General features: G+C 64.4%; 10 protein-coding genes. All 10 read left to right on the top strand.

Annotated features, from left to right (window positions below):
- Positions 1–61 precede the first annotated feature (61 nt).
- The 10 genes from D5S18_RS07915 to D5S18_RS07870 all read left to right on the top strand — a co-directional run bounded on the left by D5S18_RS07915 (position 62) and on the right by D5S18_RS07870 (position 15,053).
- Positions 62–1,624, top strand: a complete 1,563-nt coding sequence (locus D5S18_RS07915; protein WP_147403890.1) for a putative type IV secretion/conjugal transfer ATPase — start codon at positions 62–64, stop codon at positions 1,622–1,624.
- A complete protein-coding gene (locus D5S18_RS07910) occupies positions 1,621–2,652 on the top strand; it encodes a C40 family peptidase (protein WP_120039175.1) in 1,032 nt (343 codons plus the stop codon). The genes D5S18_RS07915 and D5S18_RS07910 overlap by 4 nt, the downstream gene beginning before the upstream one ends.
- A gap of 56 nt (positions 2,653–2,708) precedes the next feature.
- Entirely contained in the window at positions 2,709–3,455 is a 747-nt protein-coding gene (locus D5S18_RS07905) for a hypothetical protein (RefSeq protein ID WP_120039174.1), read from the top strand.
- The gene (locus tag D5S18_RS34390; RefSeq protein ID WP_147403889.1) at positions 3,452–4,126 is read left to right on the top strand and encodes a hypothetical protein; all 675 of its coding nucleotides are present in this window, start codon (positions 3,452–3,454) and stop codon (positions 4,124–4,126) included. Before D5S18_RS07905 ends, D5S18_RS34390 begins: the two co-directional genes overlap by 4 nt.
- A gap of 21 nt (positions 4,127–4,147) precedes the next feature.
- Positions 4,148–5,947, top strand: coding sequence for a type IV secretory system conjugative DNA transfer family protein (locus D5S18_RS07895; protein WP_120039172.1), 1,800 nt, complete (start codon positions 4,148–4,150; stop codon positions 5,945–5,947).
- On the top strand, positions 5,944–6,315 hold the full coding sequence (locus tag D5S18_RS07890) for a DUF4913 domain-containing protein (RefSeq protein ID WP_120039171.1): 372 nt from the start codon (positions 5,944–5,946) through the stop codon (positions 6,313–6,315). Before D5S18_RS07895 ends, D5S18_RS07890 begins: the two co-directional genes overlap by 4 nt.
- Positions 6,316–6,465: 150 nt before the next feature.
- Positions 6,466–7,086 carry a hypothetical protein gene (locus D5S18_RS36675; RefSeq protein ID WP_120039170.1) on the top strand — a complete coding sequence of 207 codons (621 nt, stop codon included), beginning with the start codon at positions 6,466–6,468 and terminating at the stop codon, positions 7,084–7,086.
- Between the two features lie 59 nt (positions 7,087–7,145).
- A complete protein-coding gene (locus D5S18_RS07880) occupies positions 7,146–13,304 on the top strand; it encodes a helicase-like domain-containing protein (protein ID WP_500797135.1) in 6,159 nt (2,052 codons plus the stop codon).
- Between the two features lie 199 nt (positions 13,305–13,503).
- The gene (locus D5S18_RS07875; RefSeq protein WP_345789705.1) at positions 13,504–13,809 is read left to right on the top strand and encodes a helix-turn-helix domain-containing protein; all 306 of its coding nucleotides are present in this window, start codon (positions 13,504–13,506) and stop codon (positions 13,807–13,809) included.
- 20 nt (positions 13,810–13,829) lie between these two features.
- The gene (locus tag D5S18_RS07870; protein WP_120039167.1) at positions 13,830–15,053 is read left to right on the top strand and encodes a tyrosine-type recombinase/integrase; all 1,224 of its coding nucleotides are present in this window, start codon (positions 13,830–13,832) and stop codon (positions 15,051–15,053) included.
- The last annotated feature ends 1,001 nt before the right edge of the window (positions 15,054–16,054 follow it).

Genomic DNA, 16,054 nt, shown 5'->3' with positions numbered 1-16,054 from the left:
CAACAGCCCGGCAAGCCCGTTGACCGGCGCGATCCGTTCCGACGGATTCGACCGCCCCGCAATGCGATCCACCACCACCGGCTACGCGAGGGCCGACGGTGGCCGCTGTGCCGCGGTAGGTCGGCCGGTCGAGGTTCGCGGGACCACCGCGCAGATCGTCGGACTGTGGCCGTGGTCGGTCGGTGCCGGGGCACCGGTGATCGGTACACCGCTCGGTTCGCACCTGCGTACTGGAGCGCCGGTGTGCTTCGACCCGCTCAACTGGTTCGCCCGCGCCCGCCTGCTCTCGGCCCCGAGCCTGTTCGTACTGGGACTCAATGGATTCGGCAAGTCATCACTGGTGCGGCGCATCGTGATCGGCGGCATCGCCCAGGGCGTGACGGCACTGATCCTGGCCGATGTGAAGCCGGACTACCGTCGGCTGGTCGAGTCTGTCGGCGGCCAGGTCGTCGACCTGGGCCACGGCTACGGGCAACTCAACCCCCTCGACGGTGGCGCACTGGCCGCCGCTGTTCTCACCCTCGAACAAGCAGGCCGGGGCGACGATGCCTCCGCGATGCGCCACGAATGGCACGCGCGCCAAGCCGCCCTGATCTCCGCGCTGATCGAGCTGGTTCGCGGCGCGAAGGTCGCCGACTACGAAGAAACCATCCTCGCCACCGCCGTCCGCTTGCTCTATGCGCCGAAACCTGACGGTGGGCAGGGGTTCACCGATCGCACTCCGCCGCTGATCGACGACTTGGTGGCGGTCATCGTGCGCGGCGGTGACGAACTCCAGCTCGACGTCGCCGCCGACAACCCGGCCGCGTACCAGGCGGCGATCCTGCCGCTGCGGCGATCCCTCCGTGCCCTCACCCAGGGGCCGTTCGGGCGCATCTTCAACGGGCACACCACCACTCGCATCGATCTCGACGCGCCCGCGATCTGCGTCGACGTCTCCCACATCCGCTCCGGCGACATGAAGCTCAAGGCCGCGGTCATGATCGCCTGCTGGGCAGCAGGATTCGCCGCCATCGAGGCTCACAACGCGCTAGCCGACGCCGGTTTGGTCCGCCAACGCTACTTCCAGGCAGTCATGGACGAACTCTGGCAGGTCCTGGGCATGGGGGAGTTCATGGTCGACCGCGTCGACGAACTCACTCGCCTCCAGCGCGGCCTGGCCACCGCGCTGATCATGATCTCCCACACCATCAAAGACCTCGACAGCCTCGGCCCCAACGCCGGAAAGGCCCTCGGATTCCTCGAACGCGCCCGCGCCAAGGTCTTCGGCGCGTTGCCCGCCGACGAGATCGCCCGCCTGGACTCGCGGGTGCCGTTCACCGCCACCGAGCAGCAGATGGTCACCTCCTGGTCCTCACCCGCCGCGCTGACCGGCGACCTCACCACGCCCGGTGGAGGGCTCTCCACCCCGCCGGGCACAGGGAAGTTCCTGCTCAAGATCGGTGAGGACCGACGTCCCGGCATACCGTTCCAACTCGCCCTCACCGATATCGAGCGAGAAGCCTTCGGTGACACCAACTCACGGTTCACCACGTTCGCCACAGGGCGTGAACCCGTCGAGATCTTGGACGCTGAATTCTCACCTCCTACAGATACTTCCGAGCCAACCGCGAGTACACGATGAAACGATCAGGTGTTCTCCAGGTGATCCTCGGGGCGACAGCAATGGTGCTGATTCTGCCGTTGCTGCTCGTACTTGTCGTCCTGCCATTGAGCGACCGTGCCTGCGGGGCAACCGCTTCCGGGCCGCTACCGGCCGTCGACGGCTATTCCCCGGCGCAGGTCGCGATTGCCCGGCTGGCCATCAGCATCGGTCATCAGCGCGGTATCGATGAGCACGGGATCACCGCGGCGATGATGGCCGCTGCCGCCGAGAGCGGATTCCGCAACTACGCCAATATCAACGTCCCCGAATCCCTGCGCTACGACCACGATGCCGTCGGCTCCGACTACGACTCGGTCGGCCCCTGGCAGTTGCGTGCCTCGGTCTGGGGCGCCATGGGCATGGCACAGCTGATGGATCCCGCTCAGCAAGCCACCTGGTTCTACGACCAGCTCGACAAACTTCCCGGCTGGCATGCCATGGCCCCCGAGGCCATCGCCCAGGCGATCGAGAAATCCGCCGTTCCCGATGCCTACGCGCCGACCCACCACATGGTCCGAACCCTTCTCGCTGTGCTGGCCCCCGTTGTCGGCGGCACGGTCGCCCGCTGCCTGACCGAGGGGCCTGTCGGTCCCGGTGCCCGCGTCGTCGAACTCGCTGCGCGCTGGATCGACTGGCCCTATGTCTGGGGCGGTGGCGACCCCTCTGGACCCACCAATGGCGGATTCGACTGCTCCGGGCTCGTCCTGCACGCCGTCCACGGTGCCACCGGCGGGCGCATCACGCTGCCGCACTACACCCAATCCCAGCAGGACGACCCGCACCTCACCCCGATCGCCTTCGACGCACGTCAACCGGGCGACCTGATCTTCTTCACCACACCGGGCAGCGGCGACTCCCATCACGTCGCCATCTACGCCGGGCAGCGCGACGGTGCCGACATCATCCTGCACGCACCGACTTTCGGTGTCCCTGTCGGCTACGCGCGACTCGACCAATGGGTCACGGCAGGCGAACGCCTGGACATACGTCGAGTTCCCCTCGCCTGAACGAAGGAGCGAAAAACCGCATCAGCCACCGAATTCAGACCAAGGAGGTTCCCGAGATGACCAAGCCGACGCCCGACATCGATCAGGACCCACTGTGGGAACAGGCCAGGAACGCCGTGGCCACCCACGCCGAACGCCTGCGCACGCTCACCGAACACGGGCACCTCTACGGATGGGCCGTGCTGCACGGACTCAGCGGACCGCAGTTGTGGCCACGGGTCAAACATGAACTGCGCGACCAGCTCGGCATCGACTTCGACCACCTCCGCGCCACCACCCACGCCGCCCGCCGCGCCGCCATCGCCCAGGCTGACAACGGTCCCCACCTGCGATTGTGGGCGGCGGGCAACAGCACGCGGCAGAGCTTCGCGGTCTGCGGGCCACGTGGGGTGCTCTGGTACAACAACCTCACCATCGACGACTGGTGGTATCACGGCGACCAAGCCACCGCCGAACTCTCCGCGGCGCATCGTGCGACCTGGCTCGCCGGACGAGCCCGCACACTCGCCGGCATCGGCGCCGCCCGACTCACCTTGCATCTGAACACACCAGGAATCCACACCGATCTGCTGACCGGAACCGCCGAACGAGCACGCGTCGCCCTCACCGTGGAACCGGTTGCCGCAGACGACAACCCGGCCGTCACATGGTGTCTCGAACCCGGCTGGCGATCCTGCACCGACCTGCCGGAATTCATCGCCGCGACCGAAGACAACACCTCACCGACGGACCAGAACATGCCGGGCGACTCGGCCGAGTCTTCGCAGCACACTTCCGCCGCGACCGAAGGCGGTGTGCGATGAACGACCACGACGAACTCGACCAGGTCCGGCGAGAGATAACTCAACTCGGGCACAAGGTCCGTGAAGCGGCCACCACAGCCGCCGCATTAACCGAGGCTCGCACGCGGGAAGCCGAACGCGCTCATACTCAGGCCGAACGCACTCGCGATCGAGCCGAGCAGCGCGCCGAACGCGCGCAGCGCCTGGCCGAACGCGCGCAACGACGACTCCACGCACAGTGGCGTGCCGCCGACCGAGCTGCGGCCACCGACCTGGCAGTCGAACTCGAAGCGACCCGATCGACCCACGCCGCGCAAGAACAACTCGTCGGCCAATGGGCGTGGGCGCAGGCCCACGCCGACGAAAACCCTGAAACCGCACGAGAACTTGACGCACGCCTGCTCGCCGAAACCGGAATCGACCCCGCCACCCTGCGAAACCCGTTCACCACCACAGAACCAACAACCGACCCGACCCAACCCGCCCCACCGATCGACCTCACCACCGTCGATTCCGAAATCGGCGACGAACCCACCGTTCTCGACGGCGACGCACTGATTCGGGGACTGATCCAGGCCGCCCATCCCACCGGAGCATCGAAACCCGCTACTGGGCAAAAGATTTCGGGAGTCGTCGAACCCGACCCAGGTGTGTCTCAGGACCTGGCCGCCGACGCCGGGCTCAGCGCGTAGCGGCGAGAGACGAGACCTGCGATGAGCGACCACGATTCGCGCCACCACCTCGACGACTCCCTCCGCGTCGTTCTGGCCCTGGCCGTCCTCGCCACAGCGATCGGTATCGCCTACGGGGCCTGGCTGCTCGGGGACCGCATGGCCGGGATCGACCAGCAGATCCCGGCCAACCCGATCGCCGCCGCCGGTGAACTGGCCCTGGGGCACCTGCGCTGGCCGATCCACGCCTCGGCGCTCACCGTGCTCGGGGAAGCGGCATTCTTCGCAGTTCTCGGCGAGACAACCAAACTGCGCGGTCGCTGGTCCCGCGTTCCGCGTACCCGCCTGGACGCCCAGGCTCGGCTGATGACCGCACCTCGGCATCTGAGCGAGGTCACCGGCTCAGCCGCCCGCGAGCGTGCCCAGCGACTGCGCCCCGGCACACCCATCGCCGCCACCACGGACATCGGCATCGAACTGGGCCGCACCCTGCGCGGCGGTGTCCCGGTGTTCATGGGATGGGAAGACGTCGGAGTCTGCTTCGCTGGACCACGCACCGGCAAGACCGCGTGCCTGGCCATCCCGGCCCTGTGCGCCGCACCCGGACCGGCCATCGCCACATCCAACAAACGAGACCTGCGCGACCACTGCCGCGGCGTCCGCGAAACCGCAGGCCGCATATGGGAATCCGACCTCCAGGGAATCACCGGTAACCCGCACCAGGACTGGTGGTGGAACCCCCTCACCGGAGTCGACAGCCTCGCCGACGCCCGCACCCTGGCCGGATACTTCGTCTCCGCAGCCACCGAGGACAACGCCCGCGTCGACGCCTACTTCTCCGGCGGCTCCGCCGAACTGCTCGCCCTCTACCTTTGGGCAGCCGCCTCCGGCGGCGGCGACCTCATCCACACCCTCGCCTGGCTCTCCGACGCCGACGACACCACCGCCCACCGCCAACTCGCCACCGCCCGAGACAGCTTCGCCGCCACCAAACTCGCCACCGCACAAGCACTCAACCCCCGCCAACGCGACGGTCTCTACGACATGGCCCGCCGCAACCTGAACGTCTTCACGGACCCAACGATCGCCGCCACCGTCGTCCCACCGATCCGCACCGTATTCGACGGCGACACCACCGAACTCGCCGACTGGTCCGCCCCCGCCAACCGAAACCTGCCCGAATTCGACCCCCGCGCCTTCGTCACCTCGACCGACACCCTGTTCGCACTATCGATGGAAGGCCCCGCCTCAGCCACCGGCCTCACCACCGCACTGGTCGGTCGTATCCTCGACGAAGCCCTCACCCTCGCCCGCACCCAAGCAGGCGGGCGGCTACCGACACCGATGGTCGCGATCCTCGATGAAGCGGCCAACGTCTGCCGCCTGCGCGAACTGCCGAAGCTCTACTCCCACCTGGGATCCCAAGGCGTCGTCGTCCTGACCTTCCTGCAATCTCCGGCCCAGGGAGCCGAGGTGTGGAGCCCCGAATCCCTCAAACAACTCGCCGAACAATCCAACGTCCACTACTACGGCGGCGGCATCCGCGACCGCACCTACCTCGCCGACCTGTCCGCCCTCGCCGACGACCACGACGTCAGCCGCTGGTCGAAATCCCGAGGCCGCGGCGGCAACTCGACGTCCCAATCATGGTCACGCGAACCGATCCTGTCGATCGCCGCACTCTCGGCCCTACCCAAAGACCGCGCCGTCATCTGGACCTCCGGCAACCCGCCCGTCATGGTCGAGAAAACCCACTGGAGCACAACGATCTTCGCCGACTCCATCCGAGAATCACTGCGTCGCTACGGCCCCGCCGACCCAGCGAAGAAGGCCGCCCCATGACCGCCCCCGCAGCGCCGAAACCCCACTTCCGCAGTGTCGGTGCCTTCGTCGAACGCTGGCTCCTGCCCACCCTGGCCGGCAAACGAGCCGCCGCCGGTGGCGGCAGTGGCCGCGTGTGGTGCCCCGAATGGTGGCGACACCCCCAAGTAGCCGTCCGCCTCACGGCTCTTTGGCTCACCTGGGAAGCCGCCCGCGCGAGCGGCACCGCCGACGCGATGAGCACCTGGTGGCTCCACCACGCCGACCCCCACCTGCGTGTGCTCTGCGATGCCGATAACGGTCCCATGTACCGCTGTACCACCCGTCACCACGACCTCCCGCCTTACCCTTCCGAACCCGTTCCGCCCGGCTGGTTCGACGACGAATAGGCCCAACACCAGCGAAAGGCCGATGTCGACCTGATTCCAGCACACGAAAGGAGTCGAAAATGAAAACCAATAACGATAATCTCGGCGAGGAACGCTCCGAGCTGTTCGACTCCGTGCCACCATCAATGCAACCGATCGAGGAGGGCTCGCATGACACAGCAGATACACGCGCTCGTCGAACAAACCTGGCGCGACCACATCGGCCTGCCGCCGGAATGGACCCCCGAGCAGACACGGCGGTTCCTGAACGGGGAAGCGGCGGCGATCTGTACAGAGATCGACCGACGAATTCCGGGGGCGCAGCTGCTGACGCTCCAGCGATGGAAGTCCGAGCACGGGCACGAGCCGGACTACCCGACAACAGTGGGACTGCTCAACAACGCTCGTCAGTCGATCACCGAGCTGGTGCTGACCGAAGCGTTGTACGAGAAGATCCCCCCGGAGAACGACGCGGCCGAGCTGGAAACACCCAGCGCCGCCACATATCCGGACAACCTGGTCGACGCAGTCCAGCGGTGGAGGTACCCGTGGGCGCGGACGCCGGAACCGGATCGGGATCTCGACGACCTAGCCGACCTGCTGCTGCCGCATCGGTCGACGCTGGTGCGGGTGATGGCCGCGCATCTGCTGCAAGTGATGCGCGAGGACGGACAAACACTCCCGGTCGGCCCGGCCGACCCGGCATTGTCACCGTTTACGAACCGGCTCGAAGAGGGGATGCGAGCAGACAACCAGCCGCTCGACGGCCCCGGCGCACTCAACGCCCGGTAGACCCGAGCCAACTCTCCCTTTTCGACACCGCCACCGGTGACCGCCCGGTCGACCCCATCATGATCGACCGGGGCGGCACTCCTCTTCCCGCCACATCGGTCGAAGCCACCGCCCTCGGCGACGCGCCGGAATCGGTGGCCGCAGCGAACGACTGGTGGAAGCAAACCGACTTCGTTGAGATCGGACGTCTTGCCTACCAGGCGGGAGCCGAATACCCGGCACCGGATTCCTCCGGCCATATCGCTGCGTCGCTTACCGGGCTGAGTCCTGACGATCCGCGCACGGCTCCAGTCCTCGACGCCTACCTACGCGGCTGGAAACAAGCATTCGACGCCGAAACCCAACCGGCCCAGGTCACCTCGCCGGCCCTGCGTGAAACCCCCACAGCCACTCCGGATCGCGCGATACTCGATAACAAGGCTGCTGAGCCGGACCAGCCGCCCGAAGTCGATTTCGCTGAGGGGTCACCATCGGGGACTGCGACCGGTTCGCATTCTGCCGGTCACCGGCCTGCCTCTGCGCATACTGCGCCGGTACCGACTGCTGTTGATTCGCCCCGCGCACACAGCGACCCGCCAATCATCGAGGATGCAGGCACGGCGAAACGCGAAGCCGAAGCAGTCGCGTCCCATGCCGAGGCGAGTTTGCCTGAGCCCATTGACTTCTCGCCAGGCTCTGGACTGCGAGTTCCAACCGAGCCTAAGGCACGAGCACGAGCCAACATCCGCGTCATCGAAACACTGCGTGTGCTCGATGCCGAGAATCGATACGCGACACCGGAGGAACAGCAGGTGATCGCAGCATGGTCGGGCTGGGGCGCGCTACCGGGCATCTTCACCGACGATCCGGACCTCGCCACCGAACGCACCGCACTGTCGAACCTGCTGAATCCGGCGGAATGGGCGCGGGCCCGTGAATCCACACTTACGGCGCACTACACCGATCCAGGTGTTTCCCAAGCGATCTGGGATGCCCTCGGGCGGGCGGGCTTCTCCGGCGGTCGGGTGCTCGAACCCGGCTGCGGTGCGGGTATCTTCCTCGGACAAGCCCCCGAGACCGCGCTCATGGTGGGTGTCGAGCAGGATCCGATCACCGCGCGGGTCGCGGCGGCACTATATCCCTCGGCACAGGTTCGCTGTGAAGGGTTCGAAGACACCCGCGTGGACGCTGGAGCGTTCACCGCCGCGGTGGGAAACGTGCCATTTGGGAAGACGCGCCTTTACGACCCGATCCACAACGCCGCCAACCACACCATGCACCACCACTTCCTGCTCAAATCCCTCGACCTGGTCGGTGAAGGCGGATACGTGGCAGCGCTGACTTCCCACTTCACCAGCGAGAACACCGACACGACCGCACGCGAACAGATGGCGGCCCGCGCCGACCTCATCGGTGCGCTGCGCCTGCCCGCCAAAGCCTTTCAACGGGTCGCGGGCACGGGTGTCCTGCTCGACCTGGTCATCTGGAGGGTTCGTGAACCCGGCAAGGAACCATCCAACAACACACACCTGTATCTGCAATCCGGAATGACCACCGTCCGCAACCAGCATGGAGAGCGCAGGGAGGCCGAACTCAATCAGTACTTCCTTGCGCACCCGGACCACATCCTGGGCGAATTATGCTGGCGCAAACGGCAATACAACCGCAACGCGCTCGATGTCGACGGCCCCACCGGAGAGGCGCTCGTTCGGTTGATCACGGGGCGGTTGACCCGAATCGTCGACAACGCGCTCGATGCCGGGCTCGGACTGTCTGCGACCGCAGAAACGACCGCCATCACCAGCCCGGAAGCCTATGGCCCCGGCCTGGTGAAGCCGATCGAGCAAACCACCGACATAGCGGTCGACACCCTGCGCTGGAACAGCGAACTCGGCCATATCGAGGTCTATACGGGCACCGATTGGACACAAGCCGTCGTGCGCGGCAGACGCCGAACCGCCGAATGGCGCGAACTCCTCGGACTGCGTGATGTAGCAGCAGCACTGGTCGACGCACAACTGCACGGCCGCGACCACGCCGAACGATCCGCTCTCCGTGGGGAATTGAACCGCCGCTACGACCGCTACCGCACCACCTACGGATTCATCAACCGATTCACCTGGATCGATCCGCCCCCGGTCACCGAACAACAGCACCGCCGCCGTCTCGACACCGCAATCGAAGCCTGGCGTATCGAATCGGGAGACCCTGGCCAACCGTTCGAGGGACAGATCCCCGACCACATTGTCGAACAACTGTCGAACCAGGCGGGGGAACCAGAACGCGAACCCTTCAAAAAGCAGTCCCACCTCGAAGGGATATTGCGCCACGACCCGACGATCGCCCTGGTCTTCGCCCTCGAAATCTTCAACGAAGACACCGGCACCGCCATCAAGGGACCGCTGTTCACCAGCGACGTAGTCGCGACCGCCGCATCCCCGATCACCCACGCCACCACCGTCCAGGACGCAGTCGCCGTCAGTCTGGACGAAACCGGCGTCATCGACCTGCCGCGCATCGCCCGCCTGCTCGCCACCAGCATCGAAGACGCCCAACAGCAAGTTACAGCAGCAAAGCTGGCGTTCCGCTCGGTCGGCCACCCGGACATCTGGATAAGCGCCGCCTCATACCTGTCCGGAAACGTCTACAAGAAACTGGCTTCCGCCCGCACCCACGCACAGTCCGATCCCCGCTACCGCGCCAACGTCGAAGCTCTCACGGCCGCCATGCCCGAACGACGCACCGATGCCGATATCAGGCTCGGTGCCGTGTGGGTGCCGGTCTCGGAATACGCCCAATTCATCCGCGACACCTTCGACGTACCCGCAGAACACCACGTGCTCGTCGAGCGAGTCGCTGGGGAGTGGGTCATCGATGTCCCTGAATATCCGGCATGGTCCTCCGATGCGGAGAAATGGGGATTGGTACCGAAGATCTACCCGGACCAGGACGGCGGGTTCAACTTCGAGGACCCCCATGCCGATGAACTCGGCGTCGCCTACTCCGGTATCGCTGGAAGGGACTCCCACCACATCGCAGTGTTGACCGCGCTGTGCAACTCGAAACCCATTCAGATCAACAAGTCCAAGCAGTATCTCGACAAGAGCGGAGGCGATCGGCTGCACGCGCGCGCCACCCGCGCCGCCCAGGCCAAGGCCCGCCGCCTGGCGAACGAGTTCGAAATGTGGGCGCTGAAAAGCGATCCCGCCCGCCGCGAGCGCCTGATGGACCGCTACAACGAACTGTTCAACACCATCGTCGCTCCCGAGTTCGACGGCTCGCACCTGCGACTACCCGGCCTCGGCCTGCACTACAAACCCTACGATTATCAGCGAAACGCGGTGGCGCGCATCATCTCCGAGCCTGCTGTCCTTCTCGACCACGTCGTCGGCGCAGGCAAGACCGGCACCATGATCATGGGTGCGATGGAACTGCGCCGCCTGGGATTGGCACGCCAGCCCTGGATCGTTGTTCCCAACCATCTCATTGCCCAGATCACTCGCGAAGCCGCGCAGTGGTACCCCGCCGCGAGAGTTCTCGCCGGAACCGCGGGCACCGGCCGAGAGGCCCGGCAACGGCTGATCGCCCAATCCACCGCCCAGGAATGGGACGCGGTGATCGTGCCCACTTCGGCGTTCAAACTGATGTCTGTCTCCGCGCAGACCCGCGCAGTCTATTACCAAGTCCGAATCGACGAACTCACGGCAGCACTCGGTGAACTCGCCAGCAAACCGGCGGTCAAGATCCTCGAACTGCGTCTGAAAACTGCCACCGGACAGTTGAAAAGGCTTCTCGCAGAGATCAAGTCGGATTCCGGAATCGGCTTCGAGGCGTCGGGGTGCGACTACCTGTTCATCGATGAGGCCCATTGGGCGAAGAACCTGCTCCGCATCTCCAACATCGATGAATTGGCCTGCGCCCCTGGCAGTCAGCAATCCCAGGACCTCCTGCTGAAATTGGAGTACCTGCGCGGCAAGCGGCGACGTGAAGCCGCCGCCGCGGGAATACCCGACGACGCCTATATCGAAAGAGTCGCTACCTTCTCCACCGGAACTCCGCTGTCGAACTCCCTGTCGGAGCTGTGGGTGATAAACCGGTACCTGCGCCCTGACGTCCTCCGCGATGCCGGAGTCGAACACCTCGACTCCTGGGGCGCGGCCTTCACCGCCACCCGTGAAACCATCGAACTCAACTCATCCGGCTCCCGCTTCCAACCACGCACTCGTGTCGCCGAATTCGTCAACGTCGGCGACCTCATCGCCATGACCAGCGCATTCACCGATTCGATCGGTCGCGACCAAATCCCCGCCACCCTCCCCGAACTTCGAGAAGGACAGCGCACCGTCGTAGCCTTCGAGCCACCTCAGGAAGTTCAGGATTTCATCACCGATCTCGGCCACCGCTGCGACAAACTGGACGCACGCAGGCCGGATCTCGACAACAGTCTCAAGATCGCCACCGACGGCCGAGCTATCACCCTCGACCCCCGAGCTGCCCACCTGCGCGCCCCCGACCCCGCCGAACCGGGCGTCCTGCGCTCGACAGTGGTCTCCGAACGAATCCTCGCCAGGCACAACGTGACCAAGGACAACACCTACCTCGATCCCGATACCGGCAACCCATCGCCAACACCGGGCGGCCTACAGATCGTGTTCTGCGACCGAGCCACACCCAAAGCCGATCACTCCAGCTGGAGCATCTACGACGCCATCAAAGCAGACCTCATCGTCGGTGGGATTCCCGCTGAACGGATCGCATACATTCACGACTACCCCAGCCCGGCCGCCAAGACCCAGCTATTCGCCGACTGTTGCAGCGGCAAGATCGCAGTCCTGTTCGGATCAACGGAGAAGATGGGCACCGGTGCCAACATCCAAACCCGTGCGGTGGCACTGCATCACGTCGATGTGCCGTGGCGGCCCGCCGACCTCGAACAGCGCGAAGGCCGAATCGTGCGCCAAGGCAACCAGAACCCGGTCGTCGATATCTTCTGCTACGTCGCCGAAAAGACCTTCGACATCTACATGTGGCAAACCGTCGAACGCAAAGCCCACTTCATCGAGCAATACCGTCGCGCTGACCGCACCGCCCGCCGCGTTCCCGACCTCGGCGCCGACGACCTCGCCGAAAACGCCGCCGTCATCAAAGCCATCGCCACCGGCGACAACCGCCACATCCGCCGCATCGAACTCGAACAGACCATCGCCGAACTCCACACCGAACAAGACACCTACTTCGCCACCACCCGCAGCCGCGAACGCGAACTCGTCGCTCTCCGCGCCGCAATTCCCGCCCACGAAACCGCAATCGGCGCAATGGAAAACATCACCGCTGCACTCGAACAGCAATCCAACACCAGCGAAACACCACCGGTAGTCATCGACGGCACCACCTACACCAAACGCCCCGAAGCCTCCGCAGCCCTGCTCAACGCACTCCGCGATGCCGCTGGGCGCCTACGGAACCAACCGGCCGACCGACATCTGGACATCGGATCACTGCGCGGAGTCGATATCGAAGCCCGCTACAACACCGCCGATTCCCTGCTCTACCTCAAGCCAGTCGGGCTACCCATCCTGAAGACCATTGCTTACACAGATCTCTACCTCGACGTCGTCAAGACCATCTTCATGACCACCGACGAACAAGACGCCGCACAGGCACCCCTCGCCGCCGGAATCATGACCCGCGCCGAAAACCTCATCAACGACATCCCCAAAGCACTAGACAACCGGCGCTGGGAACTCGAACACGACCGCACCCGCCTCCACAAACTCGAAACCGAACCAGCACCCGAATTCACCCGGCTGAACGAACTGAAGTCGCTCCACCTCGAACTCGACAACCTCGAACGCGACCTCCGCAACGACGCCACCAGCCCAGAAGCCCGCGCCCGCCGCCGCGAACTCAACAACCGCCTACGTATCAAAGGGCGCGTCCCCGGCTGGTCTCTGCTGCACAACGCGACACCCGCGCTATGCAGGCGGCTCGGCTATGACAATGCCGATCAGGTTCGCGCGATGGTACGGAAACAGGAACGAGATGCGTATCTAGCTCGCGTCGAAAAGGTGCCGAATGAAAAGCCCACTGTATTAAATGAAGAGGTCGGGATCGGGACTCCAATACGGAATCTAATCGCTGCGGCGACCCCTTCGGGCATTGGGCATTTCATTGAAGTCGCTCCGGCTGTCGCTGAACTATCAGCAGTGAATCAAGAATCATCGATAGAAATCGAATGAGGTGAAATCCCCAGGAGTTCGAAACCGGGAAAACCGATTGGATATGGAGGAATTGCTATGTCGAAGACTGGTCGAATCAATTATCGACGCGGAATCAAAGGCACACCAAGGAGTGAGCGGCGCCTGATGGCGGAATGTGTCCGGCACCGCGACCTCGACCGGGCTCATAGCGAGCCGAATCCGTCTTGGTCAACCGGAAATGGATGCGAACTCCACCGCGTCAGCAATCTTGTGGCAACAAAAAGTGTCTTGCGAAAAGGCATCAAGATCGGGGAGGTTGGCCATGGACACCGGTAGCGACATCTGGCTCAGCACCGAGGAAGTCGCGCAGCGGCTGAAAGTTCCGGAGAAAACGCTCGCGGTATGGGCTTCTGGGCGTCGCGGTCCTCGGTTCGCTCGGATAGGCCGGTTCCGTCGCTACAAGCTCGATGACCTCCTTGCCTGGGAGGACGAGCAACTCGCAAATGGGGGCGGATCGAACATCTGCTCTCACAACGCCCTATAGGACCCGCAGGAAGGACATTGATGGCGAGGAAATCACTCCCCATCGGCACCTATGGCCGGATCAGCAGTAAGAAGCAGCTGAACGGCACATGGCGTGCATCGACTCGCTACCGAGACGACGACGGCAATACCCGGACCGTCCACAAGTTCGGCCCGACCCGAGGTGTTGCCGAAGACAACCTCCGCCAGGCGCTCAAGAAGCGCAACGGGATACGAGGCAAGCTGATTGCTCGGGACACCAAGCTCGGCGATCTGGCTGACCTGTGGCTGGCCGAGAAAGCACTCCAAGACGGCATCGCGCAGCAATCGCTGGATCTGTATCGGGCCGAGATCGATGTCTCGACCGACCGTCGTGCCGACAAGAATGCGATCAAGATCAAATCGGCGCTCGGCGGGCTGTGTGTATGGGAGGCGACCACCTCTCGAATCGACGCGCACCTCAAGCGGATCCTGCTCAATGGCCATCGGGCGAAGGCGCGCCGCCAACGTGTCATCCTGTCCGAGATGATGGGCATGGCCGTTCGGCACGACGCGATCGACCAGAACCCGGTTCGCGAGGTTGCCCGCCTGCCTCGCAAGAACCAGAAGCCTCGCGCCGCCGACATGGAGACGCTGGGTGAACTGCGAGCCCGATTGAAGAAGTGGCTCGCAGGCGAGGACTGTGAGGGAGGGGCGTATCACGGTCCGAAGCGAAACCCGCGCATTCTGGATGTGGCCGACGTCGAGCTGGGTACCGGGCCACGGCCCGGAGAGGCGCTTGCTCTCAGGTGGAGTGATGTGGATCTGGATGCCTCACCGCCGCGGCTCACCTTCTCCGGAACTGTCGTCCGGCTCAAGGGCAAGAAGAAGGACGGCAAGGGGCTGATCCGCCAGGAATGGACCAAAACCGACTCCGGCTACCGGACAGTGATCCTGCCGAAGTTCGTGGTCGAAACGCTCCAACGCGTCAAGGCGGAAGCAGAACCCAATGCGATGGATCTGGTGTTCCCGAGCCGAAGCGGTGGTCTGTGGGATCCGCACAACTTCAATCGCGTCTGGCGGCAGGCGCGCGGCGCAGAGTTCGACTGGGTGACCCCGAAGACGTTCCGGAAGACCGTCGCGACACTGCTGGCGGCGGAGTTCAGCCCACGGGCGGCGCAGCAGCAGTTGGGGCATGCGGACGACACGACGACCAAGCGGCACTACATCGACGAACCGAGCCTGACCCCCGACTTCAGGGCAGCGCTCGACAAGCTCGTGAGCTGAAAGCGTGTCGTTTCCGTGTCGCTCACGGCTTGAACTGGGCATTTCGGGAGATAGAATCTCCTGCTTCCGCAGGAAGAGAGTGCGCCATCAGGGACTCGAACCCCGAACCCGCTGATCTAGATCAGAGCATCAGCTAACGGTCGCCATGAGCTATTAGCTGGTAGTTTTCACTTCTGGCAAACTCATCGTTTCCCGTTGGGATTCGAAAGTTCCCGTTCATGATGGACCCATAATGGACCCGAGTTGCAGTCTCTTGCGGCTTGGCGAGTTCGATAGCGGTTCGGAATAGAATATTTGTGTAGCTCAGCCTGCCGGGATGCCACGTTGCTATCTGGGAGAGTGTACTCACAATTGGGAATATGTTCGGTAGATCCGGTTTGGCCGAGGTTCGGCCGGGTGCCCGCGTCGCTGGGCACTCGGTGTAGAGGGGCGTTCGTCGAAACTCTATTGCGTTGAGTTATCGTGGGTTCTGCGGCGTGTTTCGGAGGTATTGCCGCCGCCCAGATCGTTCGCGAGGGCGTTCGTGCGAATCGATGTAGTCTCGGAGTTCGCTCACTACTTCGGCCTGTTCGGCTCGCTTGGCAGCAGCGAATGGGTTGGCAGCGCACGTGCACAGATCGTCGCGGCCTCCGAAACTCGACGGCCAGTACTCGCGGTCATCACCAGAGAGCAGGCAGTAGCGGATCTTGAGGCAGTCGTCGGTGTGATTCATGTCGCGAACGATAGCTGTCTGCTCTGACATGAACACCCCTGTGCTGGCAGTGCGCAGCCGTTGAACCTTGTCATGGCGCGAGTACGCCGCCCCCTTCGGCGGCTTCCTGGTGAAGTGAAAGTCGGCGGCTGACGCGCCGGGGCGCGCGCCAAGCCGACACCGAGACGAAGCCTTCCTGCGGATTGCTTGCCCCACGGAACCTCGCCCGTCTTCTCTGGCATCCCGTAGATGGAAAATAGCCCAGACTGGCTGACTCCTACGTCGCCAGGCTGTTCTCGTCTACTCGGGG

Origin of the sequence: Nocardia panacis, from assembly GCF_003598715.1 — a bacterium.
Taxonomy (GTDB): domain Bacteria; phylum Actinomycetota; class Actinomycetes; order Mycobacteriales; family Mycobacteriaceae; genus Nocardia; species Nocardia panacis.
Note: the sequence above shows the minus strand (reverse complement) of the source record. Positions and strands in the feature narration are given on the sequence as shown.

Excerpts from the sequence above, each read along its gene's own strand:
- D5S18_RS07910 (WP_120039175.1), top strand. The coding sequence starts at position 1,621 with ATGAAACGATCAGGTGTTCTCCAGGTGATCCTCGGGGCGACAGCAATG.
- D5S18_RS36675 (WP_120039170.1), top strand. The coding sequence starts at position 6,466 with ATGACACAGCAGATACACGCGCTCGTCGAACAAACCTGGCGCGACCAC.
- D5S18_RS07870 (WP_120039167.1), top strand. The coding sequence starts at position 13,830 with ATGGCGAGGAAATCACTCCCCATCGGCACCTATGGCCGGATCAGCAGT.
- D5S18_RS07895 (WP_120039172.1), top strand. The coding sequence starts at position 4,148 with ATGAGCGACCACGATTCGCGCCACCACCTCGACGACTCCCTCCGCGTC.
- D5S18_RS07880 (WP_500797135.1), top strand. The coding sequence starts at position 7,146 with ATGATCGACCGGGGCGGCACTCCTCTTCCCGCCACATCGGTCGAAGCC.
- D5S18_RS07890 (WP_120039171.1), top strand. The coding sequence starts at position 5,944 with ATGACCGCCCCCGCAGCGCCGAAACCCCACTTCCGCAGTGTCGGTGCC.
- D5S18_RS34390 (WP_147403889.1), top strand. The coding sequence starts at position 3,452 with ATGAACGACCACGACGAACTCGACCAGGTCCGGCGAGAGATAACTCAA.
- D5S18_RS07875 (WP_345789705.1), top strand. The coding sequence starts at position 13,504 with ATGGATGCGAACTCCACCGCGTCAGCAATCTTGTGGCAACAAAAAGTG.
- D5S18_RS07905 (WP_120039174.1), top strand. The coding sequence starts at position 2,709 with ATGACCAAGCCGACGCCCGACATCGATCAGGACCCACTGTGGGAACAG.
- D5S18_RS07915 (WP_147403890.1), top strand. The coding sequence starts at position 62 with ATGCGATCCACCACCACCGGCTACGCGAGGGCCGACGGTGGCCGCTGT.